Below are 21,113 nucleotides of genomic sequence, written 5' to 3'. Positions count from 1 at the left end.
AATACTGCTTACATTCTGCCATTTATTGACCGTGTTGTTGGCCGCGTTACCGGCCGCGTCACCGGGCGCGCTGCCGGGCGCGCCCGCGGCATCGGCTCAGGTGGGATCGTCACCGCGTGACAAACGGTCCCAGCTGTCGATTTCGTCCGCCGGCCCGGCGGGCGCTCCGGAGCCGTCCGGGGCACCGCCCGTTGCCGGGGTGTCGTATTTTGTGCGGGACTTCCAGAAGCGGCCCGCGGGGATGATCAGCAGGGCGCTGAGTCCCAGCAGCACGCCGGCCACGACGGCGAGGGCCGGGAATACCGTGACATCCACCGACACGTCGCTGCCCGTGATCCCGGTGGCGGCGGCGATGGAGCCCTGGGCTGCGGCCAGCGGGTCCGCGACCACGATCGCGGCGGCGCCGACGATGCCGGCGGCGGCCAGCAGGATGAGCGCTGTGATGATCCAGCGCGCAATCCGCCCGGCGATCGACGCGGCCAGTCCGCCGGCGAGGGCCACCAGCGCAAGGGCCGTCACCGTCGTCGCGGCTTTGCTGCCCTGCACCTGCAGGCCGTCCTGGCTGTTGACGGCCGCCCCGAGCTGGGCCGGGTCGAGGTGGACGGTGAGCCAGGTCTGCGTCGTGGTCCCGAACACGGCCAGGGCCAGGGCGGCGATGGCCAGGACCAGGGTGGATTTCCGGGCCCAGCCCGGAATGGCCGGGCTGGTGCTCGTGACCGTGGTGCCGCTCACGACTGCGTACCGGCGTCGGGAAGGGAGTCGGCCGTGATGTTGCGCAGCGACCGGGCCGTGTGGACGGCCCGCATCGGGGCGGCGGCCTTGTTGACCGTTTCGATGGCCTCGGTGGCGTTCACCGAGTCGGCGACGATGCCGCCGCCGGCCTGGACGTAGGCGCGTCCTTCCCGGAGCAGGGCCGAGCGGATGGCGATGGCCATGTCCATGTCGCCGGCGAAGTCGAGGTAGCCCACCACTCCCCCGTAGATTCCGCGGCGGTGCGGTTCCAGCTCATCGAGCAGGCGCAGAGCGCGCGGCTTGGGGGCGCCGGAAAGTGTTCCGGCCGGGAAGGTCGCCTTGAGCACGTCGTAGGCCGTGGCGGTGGGCGCCAGTTTTCCGACGACGGTGGAGACCAGGTGCATGATGTGGCTGAAGCGCTCCACTTCCATGAACTGGGTGACGTCGACGGTACCGGCCACGCAGACCTTGGACAGGTCGTTGCGGGACAGATCCACCAGCATCAGGTGTTCGGCGCGTTCCTTTTCGTCCGCGAGGAGTTCCTCGGCCAGGGCCTTGTCCGCCTCCACGGTTTTGCCGCGCGGCCGGGAGCCGGCGATGGGGTGGGTGATGACCTCCTGGCCCGTCACGGTCACCAGCGCTTCCGGGGAGGACCCGACAATCGAGTACTGCCGGCCAGCGGCATCCTCGAGGCTGAAGATGTACATGTACGGGCTGGGGTTGGTGTTCCGGAGCACCCGGTACACGTCCAGCGGGTCCGCGCCGCACTCCATTTCGAAGCGGCGCGAGATGACCACCTGGAAGACCTCGCCGTCGACGATCGCTTCCTTGCTGCGGTCCAGGGCGGCGAGGTAGTCCGACTCCTTCCAGCGTTCCTGCACGCTGGAGGCGAAGTCCAGGGCGGCGGCGTCGAGCACGGAAACCGGCTGCTGGACGGGAGTGCTGATCCGGGCCAGCAGGGCCTTGACCCGGGCGACGGCGTCGTGCCAGGCCTCGTCCACGCGTTCGGAGCTGTTATCGAAGTTGATCGCGTTGGCAATCAGCAGCACGGTGCCGTCCATGTTGTCGTGCACGGCCATGTCGGTGACGAGGTTCAGCGCCATCTCGGGCAGCTGCAGGTCGTCCTCCGGCGGGCTGGTCAGTTTTTCCCAGTGGCGGACCGTTTCCCAGCCGAGGAAGCCCACCAGGCCGGAGGTGAACGGCGGCAGGCCTTCGAATCGGTCGGTGCGGAGGGCTTCGACGGTGTCGCGGATTGCATCCACCGGGCTGCCGCCGAGCGGTACGCCGACCGGCGGCTCGCCGAGCCAGTGCGCCTGGCCGTCCTTGGTGGTCAGGGTGGCCCGGGACCGGGCGCCGATGAAGGAGTAGCGGGACCAGGAACCTCCGACGGCCGCGGATTCCATCAGGAACGTGCCGGGCTGGCCCTGGGCGAGTTTGCGGTACAGCCCGATCGGTGTTTCGGCGTCAGCCAGCACCTTCAGCCGGACGGGGATTACACGGCTGTGGCCTGCGAGTTCACGGAACTCCTCCAGGCCCGGGCTGATGATTCCAAGGTCCTGCATGGCTGTGGTTTCCGCCTGTTCTTTCAGTGGTCCTGAAGGTTGAGTGTGCGGGGCTGTGCCCCGATGCGGCGCCCGGGGCGCCGGCAGCTGCTGAGGTTAGTCGGCCTGGCCGGTGACGACGTCCAGGCCGCGGCCGTCGAAGCAGGTCCGGGTACCGGTGTGGCAGGCCGCGCCGACCTGGTCAACGCGGACCAGGAGCGCGTCGCCGTCGCAGTCCATTGCGAGCGACTTGACCCACTGCACGTGGCCGGAGGTGTCGCCCTTGCGCCAGTATTCCTGGCGGGAGCGGGAGTAGAACGTCACGCGCCCGCTGGTCATGGTGCGGCGCAGGGCCTCGTCATCCATCCAGCCGAGCATGAGCACCTCGTTGGTGTCGAACTGCTGCACGATCGCGGCGACCAGGCCGGCGCCGTCCCGCTTCAGCGCGGCGGCGAGCCCGGCGGGGAGGGCGTGTGCGGGCGCGGCCGGTCCGGGATCGGTGCTTCCGGGGACAGGGCTTCCAAGAACGGGGGCGGGGGCGGGCTGCTCAGACATCAGATCCAGTCTAGTGCCTCGCGGCACGGCGCCGCCCGGCCGCCCGGCCCGGCGCTTAACATCGGCGTCACCGGGGAGTGATTCGGCTCCCGGCGGCCAAAACGGCGGCGGTTCACGTGCCCACGCGGCGCCGTCTCGTGCTAGTTTCACAAGTGATGCATTTCGTCGAACCGTCCCGAGAAGTTCTGGCCGAAACCTTACTGGCGGCCGGTCCTGACTCCCCCACGCTCTGTAAGGGCTGGCTCACCAGGGACCTAGCTGCCCACCTGTACCTGCGCGAGCGGAAAGCCGCCGTCGGACTGGGGCTGCTGATCAAACGCTTCTCCAAGGCGTCGGACGAGGCCACAGCCGCGCTGGCCGCGAAGCTCAGGACGCCCGAGGACTACAACAAGCTGGTCAACTCCTTCCGCGCCGGCCCGTCCGCGTTCTCGCCGATGAAGATCAAGGCACTGGACGAAAGTGCCAACCTGATCGAATACTTCGTACACACCGAGGACGTGCGCCGGGCCGTGGACCGCTGGGCGCCGCGAGCCCTGGACGAAGCGTATTCGGACGCCCTCTGGGATGATCTGGTGAAGCGTGCGGCCATTCTCTACCGCGGAGTGGATCTGGGGATCGTGCTGGTCCGGCCCTCCGGCCCCCGGCACGTCGCCAAGCGAGCTCCGGTGTCCGTGGCGATCGTCGGTGAGCCGGGTGAACTGCTGATGCACGCCCACGGCCGCACCCGCCACGCCCTCGTGACCTTCGAAGGCCAGCCGGACGCCGTCGCGCTCCTGCAGTCCGCCGAAGTCGGGCTGTAGGGCCCGCTCTCCAAAACGCAGGAACGCGGGGTCACTTACCGCCCGTATTCCCCGTTGGGATGGGCGGTAAGTGACCCCGCGTTGCTTTGGGTGGGGATTAGCGGACTTCGAAGCCTGCTTCCCGGATCGCGGCCTTGACCTGAGCGATCATGTCCAGCGGCCCGAAGTGGAAGACGGACGCGGCGAGGACCGCGTCGGCTCCTGCCGCCACCGCAGGCGGAAAGTGCTCCGGCTTGCCGGCGCCGCCGGAGGCGATGAGGGGGACCCTGACCCCGGCCCGCGCGAGCCGGATCAGTTCCAGGTCGAAACCGTCCTTGGTGCCGTCGGCGTCGATCGAGTTGAGCAGGATTTCACCGACACCGCGGTCGGCGGCTTCACGGGCCCAAGCGATGGCGTCGATTCCGGTCCCCTGGCGCCCGCCGTGGGTGGTGACCTCGAAGCCGGAGGGGGTGGGCTGCGAGCCCGGACGCGTGCGGCGTGCATCGAGGGAAAGCACGAGGACCTGGGAGCCGAAGTGCCGGGTGATCTCATCGATCACGTCGGGACGGGCGACGGCGGCGGTGTTGATGGCCGCCTTGTCCGCGCCGTAGCGCAGGAGCTTGTCCACCTCGGCCACACCGCGGACGCCGCCGCCAACGGTCAGCGGGATGAAGACTTCCTCGGCGGTGCGCCGGACGACGTCGAAGGTGGTTTCCCGGTTGCCCGAGGAGGCCGTGACGTCGAGGAAGGTCAGCTCGTCGGCGCCGCCGTGGTCGTACCGGTGTGCCAGTTCGACGGGGTCTCCGGCGTCGCGGAGTCCTTCGAAGTTGATGCCCTTGACCACTCGGCCGGCGTCAACGTCCAGGCACGGGATAACGCGGACGGCTACTGCCATGACTTCTCCTGGTTTTCGCTCACGGAAAGGCTCGCCCGCTCAGATGCGGCAGGCGTGGATCGTGCTGACCAGGATGGCGCGGGCGCCCAGGTCGTACAGCTCGTCCATGATCCGGTTGGTCTGCTTCTTGGGCACCATCGAGCGGACGGCGACCCAGTCCGAATCGCGCAGCGGCGAGACCGTAGGCGATTCCAGTCCGGGGGTGAGGGCCGCGGCTTCTTCCACGAGTTCCTTGCGGATGTCGTAGTCCATCATCACGTACTGCCGCGCCACGAGGACGCCCTGCAGGCGGCGGATCAGCACCTCGGCGGCCGGGTTCCGCTCGCCCTTGCGTCCGATCAGGACGGCCTCGGAGTGCAGGATGGGCTGGCCGAAGATCTCCATGCCGGCGGCCTTGAGGGTGTTGCCGGTTTCGACGACGTCGGCGATCGCGTCCGCGACGCCGAGGCGCACGGAGGATTCGACGGCACCGTCGAGGCGGACGACCTTGGCCTTGATGCCGCGCTCGGCCAGGTAGCCGCGGAGCAGGCCGTCGTAGCTGGTGGCGAGGCGCTTGCCGTCGAGCTGTTCGACCGTGCTGAAGTCGCCCACCGGGCCGGCGAAGCGGAAGGTGGAGGCGGCGAAGCCGAGCGGGAGCAGCTCTTCGGCTTCAACCTCAGCGTCCAGGAGCAGGTCGCGGCCGGTGATGCCGACGTCGAGCGTGCCCTGGCCGACGTACACGGCGATGTCACGGGGGCGCAGGAAGAAGAATTCAATATCGTTGTCCGGGTCCAGCATGACCAGCTCGCGGGTGTCGCGGCGCTGGCGGTAGCCGGCCTCGGCGAGCATGGCGGAAGCGGCTTCGGACAGGGATCCCTTGTTCGGGACGGCAACTCTCAGCATCGGGAAGGTCTTTCTTGGTCGGGACGAAGTCCGTTCAAAACAGTCCGTTCAGAACAGCCCGTCCGGGATCAGTCGGTTCAGGCACAGCGGGCCACGCTGGACACCGGATTCGCAGGGCAGGGCCTGCCAGGTTCCGGGGCGGACGTGGCTAGAGATGCTTGTAGACGTCTTCCAGGCTGAGTCCTTTGGCGAGCATCAGAACCTGCAGGTGATAAAGCAGCTGCGAAATTTCCTCGGCGGCGGCTTCATCGGATTCATACTCGGCAGCCATCCAGACCTCGGCTGCTTCCTCCACGACTTTCTTGCCGATGCCGTGGACTCCGGAATCCAGTTCGGCGACGGTGCGGGAGCCTTCCGGACGGACGGCTGCCTTCTCACTCAGTTCTGCGAACAGCGATTCGAAATTCTTCACACCCTCCAGCCTACTTGCTCGCGGGCGGAGGACGCCTGCCGGGCCGTTCCATGACGGCGGGGATGTGAGCGATTACACAGTCCCAAGGGCTGGGCCGGGCTGGGCCGGGCTGGGCCGGGCTGGGCCGGGCTGGGCCGCGCCCCTTCCGGGCGCGGCCGGGCCCGGCGCCTGCCGGCTTAGCTGAACTGCTTGAGGGTCACCGCGGTGGCGAGAGCGGCGGTAACAGCTTCGTGGCCCTTGTCTTCGGTGGAGCCCGGCAGCCCGGCGCGGTCGATGCCCTGCTGTTCCGTGTCGCAGGTGAGCACGCCGAAGCCGACCGGGACGCCGGTGCGCACCGAGACCTCGGTCAGGCCCATCGTGGCGGCCTCGCAGACATACTCGAAGTGCGGGGTTCCGCCGCGGATCACGACGCCGAGCGCCACCACGGCGTCGAAGTGCGGTGCCAGCCGGGCGGCGGCGACGGGCAGCTCAAAGGCACCGGGGACGCGGAGCACAGTCGGTTCGCTGATGCCGGCGTCCTTCGCCGCGCGCAGCGCGCCGTCCAGCAGCCCGTCCATGATCTGGGTGTGCCAGCTGGCTGCCACGATGGCCAGTTTCAGCCGGGCGGTTTCCTCCGGTTTGAAGGTGCTCAGGTCAATCTGTGGTGCGCCGTGTCCGCTCATCTGGGAATCCTTGTTCTGCTAAGTCGTGGTGTGCGTGGTGAAAGGTCAGCGCGGCCCCGTGTGGGCCGGCTGAAAGTCGTCTCGGAGACGTCAGACCGGATCGGGGTCAAAACCGCGCGGGCCGGCAGCCGGCGCAGCCGGCTCCATGTCCAGGACCAGCCGGTGGTCCATCCGGTCCTTCTTGGTCTGCAGGTAGCGGATGTTCTGCTCCCGGGAGGGAACCTCGGTGGGCACCATCTCCACGACCCGGACACCGGCCTGGGCCAGCCGGTCCTGCTTGTCAGGGTTGTTGCTGAGCAGGCGGACCTCGTGCAGGCCCATGTCCGCGAGGATCTGGGCCGCGGCCTTGTAGCAGCGGGCATCCACGGGAAGGCCCAGCTGTTCGTTGGCCTCCACAGTGTCGAAGCCGGCCTCCTGCAGGGCGTAGGCCTTCATCTTGTTCGCGAGGCCGATGCCCCGGCCCTCCTGGCCGCGCAGGTACAGCAGGGTGCCGCCGAACTCGTTGATCATCTCGAGGGCATAGGCCAGCTGCTCACCGCAGTCGCAGCGGTAGGAGCCGAACACGTCGCCGGTGAGGCACTCCGAATGCAGGCGGACCAGCGGCGCCATCCCGTCGACCGGCGGCAGCGGGGAGCTGACCGCCAGATGCTCGGCTCCGGTGGCCAGATCGGTCCAGGCCTGCGCCACGAAGTCACCGAAGGCGGTGGGCAGCTGGACGATGGGGCCGGCGCTGACCGGATGCGGCTGGCGTCCGGCCGTCCGCTGTTCTTGTGCTTCCGACGTCGTCATCGTTTCTCCTCCATCACATGTGGTCCGTTGCGTGGCCGGCACTCTGCCCGCCCTCAAGATAGGACACCAGGTCGGCAATCGAAATGAGCGGGCAGCCGTGCTCCAGGGCGAAGCCGCGCAGTCCGTCCAGCCGCATCATTTCTCCGTTGTCGTACACCACTTCCGCGATCACACCCACGGGCTCGAGTCCGGCCAGCTGGCACAGTTCCACGGCCGCTTCGGTGTGGCCCGGGCGTTCCCGCACTCCCCCCATAACGGCGCGGAGCGGGAAAACGTGCCCGGGACGGGTCAGCGCCGCCGGCTGGCTGCCGGGATCGGCCAGGATCCGGGCGGTGAGGGCCCGGTCCGTGGCGGAGATTCCGGTGCTGACGCCCACCGCGGCGTCGCAGGACACCGTGTAGGCGGTGCCTTTGGCATCCTCGTTGATTTCGACCATCGGCGGCAGCGCGAGGGCGTCGGCACGGCCGGCGTCGAGCGGCACGCAGATCACACCGGAGCTGTACCGGATGGTCCAGCCCATCAGGGCCGGGGTGGCGTGCTGGGCGGCGAAGATGATGTCGCCTTCGTTTTCGCGGTCCTCGTTGTCGACCACCAGAACGGGACGTCCGGCGGCGATGGCGCGGACGGCGTCTTCGATCAGGTCCAGGCCCGCCGGCGGGATGACCGGCAGGGGTGCCAGCTCGTCGGGCAGGGAGGCCTCGGCGGCGTCAGTGAGCAGGGGCTGCCGGGCAGGGATGTCCTTGACGTTGTTCACGCTGTTGCCCCCTCCGCGTGTACTGCTGCTGCTCCCCCGGCGGCGGTGCCCGAAAATGCCAGCAGGCGCTCAGTGTACTTCGCCAGGACGTCAACTTCGAGGTTCACGTGGCTGCCGATTGCTTTCGCGCCCAGTCCGGTGTCGGCCAGGGTGGTGGGGATCAGCCCCACTTCGAACCACGGCGCAGGTTCAGCCGCCGGGCTCACGGCGGTGACGGTCAGCGAAACGCCGTCGACCGCGATGGACCCCTTCTCGGCGATGTAGCGGGCCAGTCCGGCGGGAACGCCGAAGCGGAGCCGGTCCCAGTTGCCGAGGCCCTCGCGCTCGATCAGCTGTCCGACGCCGTCGACGTGGCCCTGGACGACGTGGCCGTCAAGCCGGCCGCCGGCCGGAACGCAGCGCTCCAGGTTGACCGGGTCCCCGGCGGAGAGTTCGCCGATGGTGCTGCGGGTGAGGGTCTCGCCCATGACGTCGACGCTGAAGTCCTTGCCGTCGATCTCCGTGGCCGTGAGGCAGACGCCGTTGACGGCGACAGAGCCGCCGAGGGCCAGTCCCTCCGTGCTTCCGGGCGCGTGGAGCCGGACGGTGGCGCTGATGTCGCCGTTGCGCTCAACGGACAACACCTTCCCCTGCTCGGCAATAATTCCGGTGAACATCAGTTGCCTCCTGCGGCGGTGTCCGCGTCTGCGCGGAGCGTGGTTGAGTCGGATGAAGTGTTGTTTGGCGCCAGGGGTTGGTCGTTCGCGCCTGTCCGGGCGGGGCGCAAATGCAGCCGCAGGTCGCGGCCGAGCTGCTGGACCGCCCCGCCGGACGCCGGGTCCCATTCCCACTGCTGGGCGTCGGCCAGGGTGGTAATGCCGAGGTCCTCCAGTGCCGGGGTCCCCGAGCCCAGCAGCGTCGGGGCGAGGTAGACGATGAGTTCGTCCACGAGACCGGCGGAGAGGAAGGCGCTGAGGATGCGGGAGCCGCCCTCGACCATGAGGTGCCGGACGCCGGCGGCGAACAGCTCATCCAGCGCCTCCCGAGGATCACGGGTCGGCAGGTGGAGGACCTTGCCGTCGTCGCCGTTGATCGCGGCGCCCTCGGGGATCCCCCGGTAGCCCATCACGACGCGCAGGGGCTGCCGGCCGGCCGGTTCGCCGTCGGCGCCGCGGGCGGTCAGGCGCGGATTGTCCACGAGGACCGTCTGGGTTCCGACCAGGATCGCGTCGATCCGGCCGCGCAGGGCGTGGTTGTCGGCGAGCGATTCCGGGCTGGAGATCCACTGGCTGGTGCCGTCGCTGGCGGCGATGCGGCTGTCGAGGGTCTGCGCGATGTGCAGGGTGACGAAAGGCCGCTTGGCCTCAACGGCGTCGAACCATTGCCGGTTCAGCTCCAGGGCGGCCTGTGCGCCGAGCCCGGAGCGGACGCGGACTCCCGCGGCACGCAGCGTCGCAGCGCCGCCGGCGGCGGGATCGTGCGGATCGTCGACCGCGTAGACGACGTCAGCGATACCGGCCTCGATGATCGCCTGGGCGCAGGGCCCGGTGCGTCCGCAATGGTTGCACGGCTCCAGCGTGACCACCATGGTGGTGCCGCTGAGGTCGTGGCCGGCGGCCTTTGCCTGGTCAATCGCATCGGCTTCCGCGTGCGCGGTGCCGGCGCCGCGGTGGTAGCCCGTGACCAGGCGGGTTCCGTCAGCGGCGATCACGACGGCGCCGACCAGCGGGTTCACGCCACGGGGCCCCTGCAGGGCTGCCTCGAGGGCGGCGTCCATGGCAGCGACCTCGACTGCGCTGAAACCGGCAACGGCAACGGCCGCGGCGTCGTCCGTCGCCTCGTGGGCGGGGTGCTTCTCGTGGATGGGGTGTCTAAGGCTCATCAACCTGCCACCGGGCTTTCGAAAACCTCAGTGTGGGTGAAGAGCCATCGCAGAGAGTCCATGTGTGTCGTTCCTTCCCTCTAAAGCCGCGATGGCTCCGGGGGTATACGACAGCGAACTTCCGCGGCGCCAGGAGGGCGCCGCAGTAACAGCTGTACGTGCTTCTCTCATCCAGACTTTAACTGTCGGTACCGGAGTTCCACCGGTTCAACCGTCTGCCGGCAAGCTTCCCAAGGGAAGCGCCGGCTCGCGGGTCGCGGACTATAACCGCCGGTTCGGACTTACACCGACCCCGGAGCACGTATGTGTCTTGCTATTCTGGCACAACCGCCGGGTAGCTTTGGCTATTCCCGGCGGCAGGATGTTACGGAGTGCGTCATTTTTCGCCGCATTGCGCCGGCGGCTGGCAGGCGGCCGGCCCGCCGCGCGAGGCGGCCGGCCCTCGCGCGCGGGGCGATTAGCGGCGTCCGGCGGCGCGGGGCGATTAGCGGCGTCCGGCGGCGCGGAGCGATTAGCGGCGTCCGGCGGCGCGGAGCCGTTCGATCGCTTCGGCGGGATCGTCGGCGCCGTAGACAGCGGAGCCGGCCACGAAGACATTGGCACCGGCGTCGGCGGCCCGCCAGATGGTGTCCTCGGTGATGCCGCCGTCGACCTGCAGTGCCACGTCCAGCCCGGAGGCGTCGATCGCCGCGCGGGCCCGGCGGATCTTGGGAAGCGTGAGGTCGAGGAATTCCTGGCCGCCAAAGCCCGGCTCGACCGTCATGATCAGCAGCACATCCAGTTCACCCAGCATGTCCAGGAAGGGTTCCACGCCGCTGCCGGGCCGGAGCGCCAGGCCCGCCTTGGCCCCGCGGGCCCGCAGCTCGCGGGCGAGTTTGATCGGCGCGATCGACGCTTCGGCATGGAACGTGACGGAGGCGACGCCCGCGTCGGCGTAGGCCGGAGCCCATCGGTCCGCGTGCTCGATCATCAGGTGGGCATCCAACGGCACCGGGCTGATCTCCTGCAGGCGCGCGACGACCGGCAACCCCAACGAGAGGTTGGGGACGAAGTGGTTGTCCATGACATCCACGTGCACCGCATCGGCGTTGCTGATCCTGCGCAGTTCCGCTTCGAGGTTGGCGAAGTCGGCGGAGAGAATGCTCGGGTTGATACAGCACTTGGCCATGTGGAATTCCTTGTCGTTCTGCTGAGATGTCCTGTTGAAGGCGGGGCGTCCAGTGACCCAGTATTCCCTGTTGATCAGGCCTTTTTGTGGATGAGCGCCAGGAACATGGCGTCGGTCCGGTGCACGTGCGGCCAGAGCTGCGCGGTGAGCTCGTGTCCGGCGTCGAGGTGGCCGGTGAGGCTGACGCTGTCCAGCGCCGCACCGGCGTCGAGCAGTTCAAGATCGTCGCGCTTGCGCAGCACATCACTGACGACGGCGGTCGTCTCCGCCGGGTGCGGCGAGCAGGTCACGTAGGCCACGACACCGCCGGGCTTGACGGCGTCCAGTGCGGACTTCAGCAGTTCGCGCTGCAGCGGGCCGAGGTCCGTCAGGTCCTTGGGGGTCCGGCGCCAGCGGGACTCCGGGCGGCGGCGCAGGGCACCGAGTCCGGTGCAGGGCGCATCGACGAGCACGCGGTCGAAGCTTTCCGGCATTTCGGTGCCGACCTCGCGGCCGTCGCCGGTCCTCACATGCCAGACCTCGTGCGGAACGGCGGCGAGGGCCTGCCGGACCAGTTTGGCGCGGTGCGGTGCGGGTTCGTTGGCCAGCAGGGTGGCGCCGCGTTCCCGGGCGAGGGCGCCGAGCAGGGCCGCCTTGCCGCCGGGTCCGGCGCACATGTCCAGCCAGCGTTCGGCTGCCTTTTCCTCGCCGGGGCTGCCGGTGCCCTCCGTGCCGGTGCCAAGGTCGACCGCGGCCATGGCGCGGGCCACCAGCTGCGATCCGACGTCCTGGACACGGGTGGTGCCTTCACGGACGGAAGCGAGCCGGCCGAGGTCTCCGCCGCTGGAGAGGGCCGATCCTTCGACGAGTTCACCGGGTGTGGCACCGCCTTCGAGGGCCTCGTCGAGGCTGCCGAGCCCGGGCAGCGCCACGAGGTTGACCACCGGCGCGGCGTTGTCCGCCTCGAGGAGGTCGCTGATTTCGCTGACCGGGCGCCCGTGGGCGACCAGGGACTGCCGGAGAGCCCGGACAATCCACTCCGGGTGGGCGTAGCGGATGGCAGCCTTTTTGGTTTCGTCCGTCTCATCGCTGAGCAGGAGGTCCAGCCACTCCTCGAGGGTGTGCGCGGAAACCTTGCGCAGCACGGCGTTGATGAGCGCCGACGGCCCGGCGCCGATGACGGCGCGGGCCAGTCCCACGGTCTGGTCCAGGGCTGCGTGGGCGGGGACGCGCATGGCCAGCAGCTGGTGGGCGCCGATCCGGAGGGCATCAAGGATGGCCGGGTCCAGCTGGTCCAGCGGCCGGTCCACGCAGCGTGCCAGGATCGCGTCGTACGTGCCTTGGCCGCGCAGCGCCCCGTAGCTCAGTTCGGTGGCGAAGCCGGCGTCCCGCTTGTCCAGGCCGTGGTGCCGGATCCGGGCGGGCAGGACGAGGTTGGCGTAGGCGTCCTCAGCGGCGACGGCGCGCAGCACTTCGAAGGCCACGAGCCGGGCAGGATCCGCCCGGCGCGTGCGCTGGGAAGGCGCGTTCTCGGTGAAGCCGCGCTGCGGACCGCGGTTGCGTTCCCGGCCCTGCGCGTTCCGCTGGCTGCCGTCCCGGCCGCGGCCGCCCTGGCCGCCACCCTGGCCTGCGTTTTGGCCGCCGGTCTGGCCGCCTGATCCCCCGCGCTGGGGGCCGCTGCCGCGGCCGCTGCCGCTCGTCCCGGACTCGCTCATTCGAATACCACGCTTTCAAGTGTTGCCTGTCCGCGCGCCCAATCAGCGGCGGTCATCATTTTCTTGCCCGACGGCTGGATCCGGGTCAGTTCCACCGGATGTGAGCCGGTTCCCACCAGCACACTCTTGCCCTCCAGGGCCAGCTGTCCCGGTTTCAGGGCCGGGTCACCCGACCGCATGATTACCGGTTCCAGCTTGACCCGCTGGCCATCCAGGGTGGTCCACGCGCCGGGTTCCGGGGTGACCCCGCGGGCCCGCCGGCCGATCGCCAGGGCCGGCTGCTGCCAGTCGAGCCGGCCGTCCTCGAGGGTGAGTTTGGGGGCCAGGCTGACTTCGCCCTGTTGCGGTACCGCGGCGGCCCGGCCGGCGTCGACCGCGGACAGCGTCTGGGTCAGCAGCACCGCGCCGCTGTGGGACAGCCGCTCGAGCAGCGCGCCGGCGGTGTCGTCGGGGCGGACGGCTTCGGTCAGGGTGCCGAACACGGGGCCGGTGTCCAGCCCTTCCTCCAGCAGGAAAGTGACAGCGCCGGTGACGTCGTCGCCGGCGATCAGGGACCGCTGGACCGGGGCCGCGCCGCGCCAGGCCGGCAGCAGGGAGAAGTGCAGGTTGATCCAGCTATGCCGGGGTATGTCCAGGGCGGCCCTCGGAATGAGGCCCCCATAGGCGACGATGGCGGCTACGTCAGGGGCAGCCGCCGCGATCTGCCCGGTCACCGCGGCGTCCACCTTTGAGGCGTGGATGATCGGGATGCCAAGTTCCGCGGCGCGGGCGGCAACGGGCGACGGCGTCAGCACGCGTTTGCGTCCGAGCGGGGCGTCCGGGCGGGTCAGGACGGCAACGACGTCGAATCCTGCCTCAACGAGCGCGTCCAGGGACGGCACTGCCACGGCCGGGGTCCCGGCGAAGAGAACCCTCACTGGGAGTTACCGAAGGCGCCGAAGCTTCCGGTACCTGCGTTGCCGGATCCGAAGCTGGTGCCGACCGTTTTGGCGCGCTTCGCCGTCGTCTGCTCGGTAATGGAGTCGTAGTTGGCGTTGCGGATGGCGCGCAGCGCGGCCTTCCGGTCCTCGCCCTCCAGCCGGTCGGTAAAGAGAATGCCGTCGAGGTGGTCGGTCTCGTGCTGGAAGGCCCGCGCCAGCATGCCTTCGCCCTCCACCGCGACGGGGTTGCCGTGCAGGTCCACGCCGGTGACGCGGGTGAGCCGGTGCCGGCGGACCGGGAAGACCAGACCGGGGATGGAGAGGCACCCCTCCACTTCGTCGGGCTGGAAGTCCTCGCTGTTCTCCAGCACAGGGTTGATGATGTGTCCCTCGACGCCGCGGATGCGGTAGGTGAATACCCGTTGGCTGACGCCGACCTGGGGTGCGGCCAGGCCTGCCCCGTCCACGTCCTCCATGGTTTCGGTCATGTCGGCAACAAGCTTCGCCAGCTCCGGCCCGAATTCCGTCACGGGATCGGCAACTGTGCGCAGCACAGGATCCCCGATGATGCGGATATTCAAAATGGCCATGTGCAATCTGTCCTTACAGTGGGCGACGACGGGATCCTGTCCAGTTTAGTTGCACACTGGGACTCGGCCCGGACGGGTTCGAGGAATCGGCTTGGCGGAGCGGAGCGTCGCCCCCGGCAGACCGGAGCGGCGTCCCGGCAGGGGCCGGGCGCGCATGGGATTGCGGGAAGACTGCGGAGGGCTGGGCTGGATGCCACGGCTGGGGCGGGTGGGCGTGGGTGGACGCTGTGGGCTTGACACAGCAGGGTGCCAGGAAGAGGTCGCCCACAGAACTGCTGCCCCTTTCCGGTCTTCCCAAGAATGTCATAGCTCCGCGGTAAATTTTGTTTCATGGAAACCGTCAGGGATTTCATTGCTTCCGAGGACACGGACCGGGACGCTGAACACAGCACCGACCGCGGTACCCCCCGGGCCGGACAGCCCGGTATGGACGGTGTGAACGAGGCCCTCGCCATCCTCCGGGAAGTGGGGTTGACGGCGGTCGGGGACGCGGCGCTGCTTGGGTTCCAGGCCGCCTCGGATTTCGCCGGCACGGTGGAGGAGCTCTCTCGGGTCATGGAATATCTGCAGCTCGTGGCGGCCGGGGCCGTGGACCGGACCCGGCAGCGGGCCGCGGCTTCCGCCACGAGGGCGGGCACCTCATGGACCACCGGCTGGCGGGAAAACACCGGCCCCGGCACGTTCACGGAGGCCGGGGCTGGGACTGCCGGATTGGACAGCGTGGCCGAGGCCGCGGCGGGAGCTGTGGACGCCCCGGCCGCCGCTGACGGCCCGACGGTTGCTGTTGCTGTTGCTGAAGCCGTGGATGACGGGTACCGGAACACCACGGAATTCCTCCGGGCGCGGTTGCGGATCAGCGCCGCCGAAGCCCGCCGCCGGCTCGCACTCGCCGGGAGTCTGTTGCCGCGCCAAGGATTCACCGGCGAACGCCTGCCGCCGGTGCACGGGGAACTCAGTGCCGCCGTCGCCACCGGGGAGGTCCCGTCCCGCTCCGCGACGATCATCACCCTCGCGCTGGACCGGGTCCGGCACGTCTGCGACGCCGAGGCCGCCGACCGGATGGAGCACGCCCTGACCCGCACCGCCGCCGAGAACGACCCGGACTTCCTGACCCGCGTCGCCCGGAGCTGGACCGACGCGCTGGACCAGGACGGCGCCGAGCCCTCCGAAGAACTCCTGCGCCAGCTCCAGGGCGCCTTCATCCGCAAACCCCGCCACGGACTCCAGCACCTCGAAATCTTCGCGACCGCCGAACAGTTCGAACACCTCATGACCGTCATGAACACCGCCACCAACCCCCGCGCCGCCGCCGGGTTCACGGCCGCCGGAACCGCCACCTCCTCCACCGCAGGCCGGGTCCCCTGGGCCGAGGGCGGCCAGGACAGCGCCGACATCCCGCTCGATCTCCGCTCACGCCCGCAGAAACACCTCGACGGCCTCGTCAGCGCCGCCAAGGTCGCCCTCGCCGCCGGAACCCTGCCCGCCGCCGGAGGACTGCGCCCGCAGGTCATGGTCACCATCGACTACCGCGACCTGCTCGCCCGCCTCGCCACCGTCGACGGCGCCGCCGCCCCCGGTGACCCGATGGAGCACACCGGAAACTTGCTCTTCACCGGACCCGTCACCGCCTCCACGGTCCGGAAGATCGCCTGCGACGCGGACATCATCCCCATCCTCCTCGGCAGCGAAGGGCGGATCCTGGACATCGGCCGCGCCTCACGGGTCTTCCCGCCGCACATCCGCAAAGCGCTCACCGCCCGTGACCTGGGCTGCGCGTTCCCCGGCTGCACCATCCCGGCGCCCTGGTGCGAAGCGCACCATATCGACTACTGGTCCCGCGGCGGCACGACCGGCACCGAGAAAGGCGTTCTTCTCTGCTCCCACCACCACCACGTGATCCACAAAGAACACTGGACCATCCAGCTGCAAAACGGCGTTCCGTGGTTCATCCCGCCACCCCACCTGGACCCACGCCAAAAACCCAGGCGCAACTCCTATTTCCGCCCCTCAGCCCTCGGCCCCGCAGCCTGACGGGTCCAGCTCGGCGGCAGGACTGCGGTGGTCAGTGACGCCGCAATCGGGGACCCTGCAGGACAGCGCAGCTATTGGCCGATGCCGTCACCGGCACGAATATTGGCCGACGCCGCCACCAGCCGGAGTGCGCGGCGTTGGCGTCGGCCGAGTTGGAACTACCGGGTAGTAGGCGGCGGTGCCAGCGGGAGCAGCGCCGTTCCGGCAGCTGTAGTGTCGGCGGACATCTCCCAGACGCGCCGCAGGGCGCAGAACTTCCACCAGTGGTGCTTCAGGACGTCCGGGTTGGCGCGCAGCGGACGGACTTCGGTCTCGCCGATCGCCACCGCCAGCAGGATCGGGGATTCGCCGTGCTGCCAGGCTTCCCACTCCCCTGCAACCGGGTCCACGAGGCTTTCCTCGGCCTTCATGCCGGCCACGAGCTGCATGACCACTTTGTCGTCCAGCGGTTTGACGGTGCCGTCGCGGCTGGTGCCCTTGGTCTTGTAGTCGATGAGGCAGGTCCGGCCATTGATCTTGGCCACAAGGTCCAGCGTGCCGGCGTAGCCGACGGTCTTGTTCCAGACGGTAATTTCCGGGGCGATCGGCTCCACCTGAAAGAGTTCCCACCACTCGTCGAAGCGGGCCGCAAACCCTTCCTCGCCGTTGGCGGCGAGGGCTTCGCGCGTTTCCTTCATCTGGTGCGGGCGGCCCAGGGCACGCAAGGCAACCTGCTCGCAGTAGTTGTGTACCCGGTCCCCGCGCTTGGCTGCGTCGTCCCGGTAAGTCTCCGCCGCCTTCGCCGCGCGGCTCACTGCCTGGCGCACTTTGGCCGGGCTGCCGAGAATGCCGGGCAGGGTCGGATCCTGGGCAAGGCTATTGGCGCCCATGTACCCAAACCAGCCGTCCAGGCCGTGCGGCTGCTGGCCGATCACCGTGGTGATGGACGGCACGGAGAACTGCTCCGAGGTGGAGCGGGCATACATCCGGCCATAGTCCGTGGCGTGGGCAAGAAGTGGGGCGGTCATGGCAAGACTCTTTCACGGGGCTCTGACAGTGGGGCAAACAGCGGCCCCACTGCACTAACAACAATGGTCCGCCCCGCTCGGTGAGCGGAACGGACCATTTCTTGGGTGGGCGATACTGGGTTCGAACCAGTGACCTCTTCGGTGTGAACGAAGCGCGCTACCACTGCGCCAATCGCCCCAATGCCATTGAATGCTAGCCCACCCCGGCGGAATTTAGAAATCGGAGCGTCACCCTCCCACTTTGTCCTCGAATGCGTCGTCGGCGGAGGCACCGATCAACCCGGGTGGGCCACGGGGAGCATCTGGATGCCGCCTGGAAACCGCGCCTAATTACAGCGCTGTAATTAGCAAGAATGTCTAGATATCAAGGATGTAGCGGCCTTGGCGTCCGGCCCCGCCATCTCGATTTGTAAGTTCCCTGAACCTCCTATAGAGTTCTTACTCGTTGGAACGCGAGGAAATGCCGATTGCGGCGGGGAATTGCAGACAATATTGCGGACGTAGCTCAGCTGGTAGAGCACCACCTTGCCAAGGTGGATGTCGCGAGTTCGAATCTCGTCGTCCGCTCGCAGGACACTGTCACGGTAGGGTTCTTCGGAACCGTACTTACACGGTGGGTTGGCCGAGAGGCGAGGCAGCGGCCTGCAAAGCCGTATACACGGGTTCGAATCCCGTACCCACCTCGGTGAAAACCCTGGTTTCCGGTTTAGGTCGGATGCAAGGGGCGATTGGCGCAGCGGTAGCGCGCTTCCCTGACACGGAAGAGGTCACTGGTTCGATCCCAGTATCGCCCACCAAAGCAAGGCGACTTGCTTGATGCAGTACCACCGGCCCCGCCGGCATGGACTAAAATGCGGACGTAGCTCAGCTGGTAGAGCACCACCTTGCCAAGGTGGATGTCGCGAGTTCGAATCTCGTCGTCCGCTCTCTTCATTACAACTCCACTCCGGATCCTTCCGGTTGCGGGCGATTGGCGCAGCGGTAGCGCGCTTCCCTGACACGGAAGAGGTCACTGGTTCGATCCCAGTATCGCCCACCACACGAGCAGCTCCCCGGAGCTGCTTTTTTTGTGCCCTACAGGTCCTTCTGCCCTGTGCACCTGACCCGGCGCCTTTTACCCTGTGGGCGGACACCCTTGGCACCTCCATCACCTCCGGCTAGGGTAGAAAACGCAAGGAGCGATCTGGCTCCGCGACTGAAGGGAGGTGCCCGTGGGTTTACTTGACGATCTAAAGGGCAAGGCTCAGCACATTATTGGTGGCAACGAAAAAGCCATCAAGGACGGCATCAAGAAGGCCGGCGATTTCGTCGACTCCAAGACCGGCGGAAAGCACGCCGACAAGATTGATGCCGCGCAGCGGGGCGCTTCCGACTTCGTGGACAAGGCGAACGACCGGCCGAACACGGCCCCGGTCACCGACCAGCCTCCCGTCGCCGGTGAGCCCCCCGTAGCCGGGGAACCCCGCCAGCCAGGCCTCTGACCCAGATACGTCAGCGAGGTGCCGGTCCCGCCGAGAGGCGGCGCCGGCACCTCCGGCGTTTAACGGCGCTTAAACAAGCAACGCGGGGTCAGCTACGGCCCATCCGGTGCATCAGGATGGGCTGTAGCTGACCCCGCGTTGCTCTAAACGCTAGGAGGGCTCGTGGTTCTGGCCCTCGCGGGCCAGGGCGGTGAGCCGCGAGACGGCGCGGAAGTACTTCTTCATGTACCCGCCGGTCATCATTTCCTCGGTGAAGAGCTGGTCAAAGGGCACGCCGCTGGCCAGGATCGGCACGTCCTTGTCGTACAGCCGGTCCGCGAGCACCACGAAGCGCAGCGCGACAGCCTGTTCGGTGATGGTGTGGACGTTCTTCCAGACCACGCCTTCGATCCCGTCCAGCATCTGGCGGTAACGGCTCGGGTGGACGCCAGCCAGGTGGTTGATCAGCGTGCTGAACTCATCGCGTGCCACCGTCTTGCCGTGGAATTCATTCTGCATGTGGTGCGTCAACTGATCGTTCGGCAGCGGCAGCGGCGCGGCCGGCAGACCGCGGTGGCGGAAGTCCTCGCCGTCGATCCGGACGACGTCGAACTGGTCCGCCAGCACCTGGATTTCGCGGGCAAAGTCGACGGCGGCAAACCGGCCGTCGCCCAGGGACCCCGGCAGGGTGTTCGAGGTGGCCGCGAGCTTGACGCCGGCGTCGGCCAGTTCACGCATGAGCCGGGACATCAGGACGGTGTCGCCCGGATCATCCAGCTCGAATTCGTCGATGCAGACCAGCTTGTAGTGGCTCAGGGCCTCGACGGTCTTGCGGAAGGACAGTGCCCCGACCAGGTTGGTGTACTCAACGAAGGTGCCGAAGGCCTTGGGCCCGGGCGCCGCGTGCCACAGCGAGGCCAGGAGGTGGGTCTTGCCGACGCCGAAGCCGCCGTCGAGGTAGATCCCGGCCCGGGAGGTGTCCTTCTTGCCGAAGAGGCGCTTGAAGAGCCCGTCGCCGTCGCGGGCCCCGACGTTTGCCGCGAAACCTTCCAGTGCCCCGACGGCGTTTGCCTGGCTGGGCTGGGACGGATCCGGCCGGTAGCTGGAAAACGAAACCTCACCGAAGCGCGGCGATGGATAGAAACCGTTGAGGATTTCATCCACTGAAACTGCCGGGGTGCGGGCGGCGAGCTGTTCGATCTGTACCAAGGTGGTCCGTTCTGCTGGTCTCTTGTCCCCAGACAGAATACCGGCAATGCACGGACAGCTCGTGTGGCAACGTGGGACGGGGGGACATCACGTGACGAAGACCATATTTCAGAGTATGGACCCGGTAGAGCAAACCCGGCGGGGCGTGGCTAGTGTTAATGAAGGCCCGGCGCCGCGTTTGACCCTTCCATGGCCCGGTCCCTGACCGTTTCAGTGAAAGGCCATCACCATGCCCTACCCCGTTGAGCAGAATGAGAAGTTCGCCGCCTACGCCCACCCCGAGCGGCTCGTGTCCACCGAATGGCTGGCCGCCGCAATCGACTCCGGCGCCCTCCAGGACGGCAAGCTCGTGGTGGTGGAGTCCGACGAGGACGTGCTGCTCTACGAGGTCGGCCACATCCCGGGCGCCGTGAAGATCGACTGGCACACGGACCTGAATGACGAGGTCACCCGCGACTACGTCGACGGCGCAAAGTTCGCCGCCCTGGCCGCGGCCAAGGGGATCTCCCGCGACAGCACAGTCGTCATCTACGGCGACAAATCCAACTGGTGGGCCGCCTACGCCCTCTGGGTCTTCGAGCTCTTCGGGCACGAGGACGTCCGGCTGCTCGACGGCGGCCGGGATAAATGGATCGCCGAAAGCCGCGCCCTCACCACGGACAAACCCGTCACCACCCCGGGCGAATACCCCGTAATTGAACGCAACGACGCGCCGATCCGCGCCTTCAAGGAAGACGTCATGGCGCACTTCGGCAATCCGCTCATTGATGTCCGCTCCACCGAGGAGTACACCGGCCAGCGCACGCACATGCCCGCCTATCCCGAGGAAGGCGCCCTGCGCGGCGGCCACATCCCCACCGCGGCCTCGATCCCCTGGGCCCGGGCGGCTGCCGAGGACGGCACGTACCGGACCCGCCCCGAACTGGAGACGCTGTACCTGGGCGAGGCCGGACTGAAGGCGGGCGACGACGTCGTGGCGTACTGCCGCATCGGCGAGCGTTCCAGCCACACCTGGTTCGCGCTCAAGTACCTGCTGGGCTTCGACTCCGTCCGCAACTATGACGGTTCCTGGACCGAATGGGGCAACGCCGTCCGCGCCCCGATCGTCAAGGGCACAGAACGCGGCGCGGTCCCGGCCGCCCGGTAGCGTCCCCCGCGTCGACGGGCAGCGA

The 21,113-nt window shown here is 68.3% G+C and carries 21 protein-coding genes, 6 tRNA genes and 1 riboswitch; of the genes, 9 read left to right on the top strand and 18 right to left on the bottom strand.

Annotation, left to right across the window (positions count from 1 at the left end; genetic code table 11):
• Positions 1-96 precede the first annotated feature (96 nt).
• The 3 genes from ASPU41_RS13760 to hisI all read right to left on the bottom strand — a co-directional run bounded on the left by ASPU41_RS13760 (position 97) and on the right by hisI (position 2,828).
• Positions 97-732, bottom strand: a complete 636-nt coding sequence (locus ASPU41_RS13760; RefSeq protein ID WP_069951400.1) for a Trp biosynthesis-associated membrane protein — start codon at positions 730-732, stop codon at positions 97-99.
• Positions 729-2,294: an anthranilate synthase component I gene (locus ASPU41_RS13755; RefSeq protein ID WP_069951399.1), complete on the bottom strand. Its 1,566-nt coding sequence runs from the start codon at positions 2,292-2,294 to the stop codon at positions 729-731. The genes ASPU41_RS13760 and ASPU41_RS13755 overlap by 4 nt, the downstream gene beginning before the upstream one ends.
• Positions 2,295-2,390: 96 nt before the next feature.
• On the bottom strand, positions 2,391-2,828 hold the full coding sequence (gene hisI / locus ASPU41_RS13750; RefSeq protein WP_069951398.1) for a phosphoribosyl-AMP cyclohydrolase: 438 nt from the start codon (positions 2,826-2,828) through the stop codon (positions 2,391-2,393).
• Positions 2,829-2,983: 155 nt separating this feature from the next.
• Between hisI and ASPU41_RS13745 the strand changes: the two genes are divergently transcribed.
• Positions 2,984-3,628: a TIGR03085 family metal-binding protein gene (locus tag ASPU41_RS13745; protein ID WP_069951397.1), complete on the top strand. Its 645-nt coding sequence runs from the start codon at positions 2,984-2,986 to the stop codon at positions 3,626-3,628.
• Positions 3,629-3,725: 97 nt separating this feature from the next.
• Here ASPU41_RS13745 and hisF read toward each other — a convergent pair whose 3' ends face one another.
• The 12 genes from hisF to def all read right to left on the bottom strand — a co-directional run bounded on the left by hisF (position 3,726) and on the right by def (position 14,234).
• Positions 3,726-4,502: an imidazole glycerol phosphate synthase subunit HisF gene (gene hisF, locus ASPU41_RS13740; protein WP_069951396.1), complete on the bottom strand. Its 777-nt coding sequence runs from the start codon at positions 4,500-4,502 to the stop codon at positions 3,726-3,728.
• Between the two features lie 39 nt (positions 4,503-4,541).
• Complete coding sequence (gene hisG / locus ASPU41_RS13735) at positions 4,542-5,384, bottom strand: ATP phosphoribosyltransferase (protein WP_069951395.1); 843 nt, start codon at positions 5,382-5,384, stop codon at positions 4,542-4,544.
• 148 nt (positions 5,385-5,532) lie between these two features.
• Positions 5,533-5,796, bottom strand: coding sequence for a phosphoribosyl-ATP diphosphatase (locus ASPU41_RS13730; protein ID WP_024367461.1), 264 nt, complete (start codon positions 5,794-5,796; stop codon positions 5,533-5,535).
• Between the two features lie 176 nt (positions 5,797-5,972).
• Positions 5,973-6,458, bottom strand: coding sequence for a 6,7-dimethyl-8-ribityllumazine synthase (gene ribH / locus ASPU41_RS13725; protein WP_069951394.1), 486 nt, complete (start codon positions 6,456-6,458; stop codon positions 5,973-5,975).
• Between the two features lie 90 nt (positions 6,459-6,548).
• Positions 6,549-7,247 carry a GTP cyclohydrolase II gene (gene ribA, locus ASPU41_RS13720; RefSeq protein WP_069951393.1) on the bottom strand — a complete coding sequence of 233 codons (699 nt, stop codon included), beginning with the start codon at positions 7,245-7,247 and terminating at the stop codon, positions 6,549-6,551.
• 13 nt (positions 7,248-7,260) lie between these two features.
• Positions 7,261-7,938 carry a 3,4-dihydroxy-2-butanone-4-phosphate synthase gene (gene ribB, locus ASPU41_RS13715; protein ID WP_083266694.1) on the bottom strand — a complete coding sequence of 226 codons (678 nt, stop codon included), beginning with the start codon at positions 7,936-7,938 and terminating at the stop codon, positions 7,261-7,263.
• Between the two features lie 59 nt (positions 7,939-7,997).
• The gene (locus ASPU41_RS13710) at positions 7,998-8,657 is read right to left on the bottom strand and encodes a riboflavin synthase (protein WP_069951392.1); all 660 of its coding nucleotides are present in this window, start codon (positions 8,655-8,657) and stop codon (positions 7,998-8,000) included.
• Positions 8,657-9,757: a bifunctional diaminohydroxyphosphoribosylaminopyrimidine deaminase/5-amino-6-(5-phosphoribosylamino)uracil reductase RibD gene (gene ribD / locus ASPU41_RS13705; protein ID WP_069952695.1), complete on the bottom strand. Its 1,101-nt coding sequence runs from the start codon at positions 9,755-9,757 to the stop codon at positions 8,657-8,659. The genes ASPU41_RS13710 and ribD overlap by 1 nt, the downstream gene beginning before the upstream one ends.
• Positions 9,758-10,016: 259 nt before the next feature.
• Positions 10,017-10,167: riboswitch (FMN riboswitch) on the bottom strand.
• A 206-nt stretch (positions 10,168-10,373) separates the two neighbouring features.
• Positions 10,374-11,030, bottom strand: coding sequence for a ribulose-phosphate 3-epimerase (gene rpe / locus ASPU41_RS13700; RefSeq protein WP_069951391.1), 657 nt, complete (start codon positions 11,028-11,030; stop codon positions 10,374-10,376).
• 74 nt (positions 11,031-11,104) lie between these two features.
• Positions 11,105-12,724 (bottom strand): RsmB/NOP family class I SAM-dependent RNA methyltransferase, encoded by a 1,620-nt coding sequence (locus tag ASPU41_RS13695; protein WP_069951390.1) that lies wholly within the window; start codon positions 12,722-12,724, stop codon positions 11,105-11,107.
• A complete protein-coding gene (gene fmt, locus ASPU41_RS13690) occupies positions 12,721-13,641 on the bottom strand; it encodes a methionyl-tRNA formyltransferase (protein WP_069951389.1) in 921 nt (306 codons plus the stop codon). Before fmt ends, ASPU41_RS13695 begins: the two co-directional genes overlap by 4 nt.
• Positions 13,638-14,234 carry a peptide deformylase gene (gene def, locus ASPU41_RS13685; protein ID WP_069951388.1) on the bottom strand — a complete coding sequence of 199 codons (597 nt, stop codon included), beginning with the start codon at positions 14,232-14,234 and terminating at the stop codon, positions 13,638-13,640. The genes fmt and def overlap by 4 nt, the downstream gene beginning before the upstream one ends.
• 330 nt (positions 14,235-14,564) lie before the next feature.
• Between def and ASPU41_RS13680 the strand changes: the two genes are divergently transcribed.
• A complete protein-coding gene (locus ASPU41_RS13680; RefSeq protein WP_083266506.1) occupies positions 14,565-16,265 on the top strand; it encodes an HNH endonuclease signature motif containing protein in 1,701 nt (566 codons plus the stop codon).
• Between the two features lie 158 nt (positions 16,266-16,423).
• Here ASPU41_RS13680 and ASPU41_RS13675 read toward each other — a convergent pair whose 3' ends face one another.
• Both ASPU41_RS13675 and ASPU41_RS13670 read right to left on the bottom strand, forming a co-directional pair.
• Positions 16,424-17,272, bottom strand: coding sequence for a cytochrome (locus ASPU41_RS13675; RefSeq protein ID WP_069951387.1), 849 nt, complete (start codon positions 17,270-17,272; stop codon positions 16,424-16,426).
• Between the two features lie 106 nt (positions 17,273-17,378).
• A tRNA-Val gene (locus ASPU41_RS13670) sits at positions 17,379-17,450 on the bottom strand.
• Between the two features lie 316 nt (positions 17,451-17,766).
• Here ASPU41_RS13670 and ASPU41_RS13665 point away from each other — a divergent pair.
• From ASPU41_RS13665 to ASPU41_RS13640, 6 genes are all read left to right on the top strand, one after another.
• Positions 17,767-17,839 (top strand) — tRNA-Gly (locus ASPU41_RS13665).
• Between the two features lie 45 nt (positions 17,840-17,884).
• Positions 17,885-17,955: transfer RNA gene (locus ASPU41_RS13660), tRNA-Cys, on the top strand.
• Between the two features lie 39 nt (positions 17,956-17,994).
• Positions 17,995-18,069 (top strand) — tRNA-Val (locus tag ASPU41_RS13655).
• Between the two features lie 56 nt (positions 18,070-18,125).
• Positions 18,126-18,198 (top strand) — tRNA-Gly (locus ASPU41_RS13650).
• Between the two features lie 38 nt (positions 18,199-18,236).
• A tRNA-Val gene (locus ASPU41_RS13645) sits at positions 18,237-18,311 on the top strand.
• A 172-nt stretch (positions 18,312-18,483) separates the two neighbouring features.
• Complete coding sequence (locus ASPU41_RS13640; protein ID WP_069951386.1) at positions 18,484-18,753, top strand: antitoxin; 270 nt, start codon at positions 18,484-18,486, stop codon at positions 18,751-18,753.
• Positions 18,754-18,903: 150 nt separating this feature from the next.
• Here ASPU41_RS13640 and zapE read toward each other — a convergent pair whose 3' ends face one another.
• Complete coding sequence (gene zapE, locus ASPU41_RS13635; protein ID WP_069951385.1) at positions 18,904-19,941, bottom strand: cell division protein ZapE; 1,038 nt, start codon at positions 19,939-19,941, stop codon at positions 18,904-18,906.
• A gap of 229 nt (positions 19,942-20,170) precedes the next feature.
• Between zapE and ASPU41_RS13630 the strand changes: the two genes are divergently transcribed.
• Positions 20,171-21,088 (top strand): sulfurtransferase, encoded by a 918-nt coding sequence (locus tag ASPU41_RS13630; RefSeq protein ID WP_069951384.1) that lies wholly within the window; start codon positions 20,171-20,173, stop codon positions 21,086-21,088.
• The last annotated feature ends 25 nt before the right edge of the window (positions 21,089-21,113 follow it).

It is taken from the genome of Arthrobacter sp. U41 (assembly GCF_001750145.1).
GTDB lineage: Bacteria > Actinomycetota > Actinomycetes > Actinomycetales > Micrococcaceae > Arthrobacter.
Note: the sequence above shows the minus strand (reverse complement) of the source record. Positions and strands in the feature narration are given on the sequence as shown.